This window comes from Marinobacter mobilis (genome assembly GCF_900106945.1).
Classification (GTDB): Bacteria; Pseudomonadota; Gammaproteobacteria; order Pseudomonadales; family Oleiphilaceae; genus Marinobacter; species Marinobacter mobilis.
On the sequence record NZ_FNNE01000021.1, the window covers coordinates 2,373 to 3,721 of the forward strand.

The following is a 1,349-nucleotide window of genomic DNA, read 5'->3' on the forward strand; positions in this document are numbered from 1 at the left end:
GGTTCTTCCAGCGCTACCTGGCCCACATCATTACCGAACGCCGCCTTAAAACCCTGGCCTTGAAAAGCCTGCCGAAAGAACTGGATGCCTGGTCCACGCCGTTGCCGAAGGAACAATGGGCCAAACCGTCCGAGGAGCTGCTAACCCTCAACCAGCAATTGATCCGCGCCTACGAACGGGGCCTTCGTTTCACCGAGATGGGGCCGGTGTCCCAATGGCAGCCCAATCGTCAGGAAAAGCAGCGTTCAAAACGGGGACGGGGTCGGCATAAGAGCGGGACGCTTTTGTGAACAATTGAGCCGACGAGTTCAGAGGGCAGGACGCCCAAGGGAAGAGAACAATGGATGTGTACAGCAACAGCGCAGACTGACAGGGAGGGGCGCCCAACCCAACAGTCGGTGGCTACTACGGCCCCGGAGCCTATCGCCCGGACTTGGTACCGGAGCAACTCACCCAGAGCCAGGATTTCAATCACTCGAAACTGGGACGCTCCGCAGGTTTTCGGCTGCCTTGGGGGGGGCACAGGACGTAATGCCGTCCAACTTGTTTGCCCGATGGTCGCCCAAGGCATTGCGAGAGATAGAGCGGGTGGGAGACCTACTAGCTGGAATAGGAGATCAGGGCCAACAGGACCAAGAATGCATTTGTTTCGCACCGTTGGCCTTGAGATCCAGGTTGATCAATGGGTTTGGGATGTATGGTAAGGGCTTCTTTTGCATCGGGCTACCAATTGCGCTTGTTATGTATTTAGTAGGTGTGTATGGGTTCGGGCCTGATGAAACCTGGCTGACTGTATTTTTTGAGCTGTGGCCAGTACTTTTCTTGATTGCGGGGCTTCCTGGCCTTATGTGGGTATTCTCCTCTCTCGCATTTAAACTCTTTCCCCGATGGTGCTTGAAGGCTGGGCGAGGGCCAGAATGGGAACTCAATCGCCGTACCGGTATGGTCCGGGTGTGGCGCTACCGCCGCACGATCCCATTTCTTGGGCGACGTAAAGCGACGATCATCGAACACCCCTTCTATGAGTTTGACGGTTGGGTGTCAGGCGGTGCGACCCAGCACGGGTCGAGGTTCGATTTCATTTTGTGCCACCGCTATAGCAAGCTGGAGGTTCACCTAGGCGATATCCTGTTAGGTTGGCAACGTTTTCCCCGCCCTTGCTACGCGCTCTGGGACTTCCTCCAGAATTACATGGACGTGACCCGGCCCCTGCCGGAATTCCCTGTGCTGGAGCCCCACCGCCATAAAGACCCCGTGACCGCCGAACACGACCGAAAGACCCGTCGGCCGGCGCGCTACTGGCGGGATATGAGCGACCAAATGTTCACGAAGCATGAAGACGAGATGAA

Annotated in this window: 2 pseudogenes; both read left to right on the forward strand. The window is 56.8% G+C overall.

The features are described from left to right. Window positions 1-290, forward strand: a pseudogene (locus BLV11_RS18125) (hypothetical protein); the annotation flags it as partial. A 661-nt stretch (window positions 291-951) separates the two neighbouring features. Next, window positions 952-1,349 (forward strand): annotated as a pseudogene (locus tag BLV11_RS18435) (hypothetical protein); the annotation flags it as partial.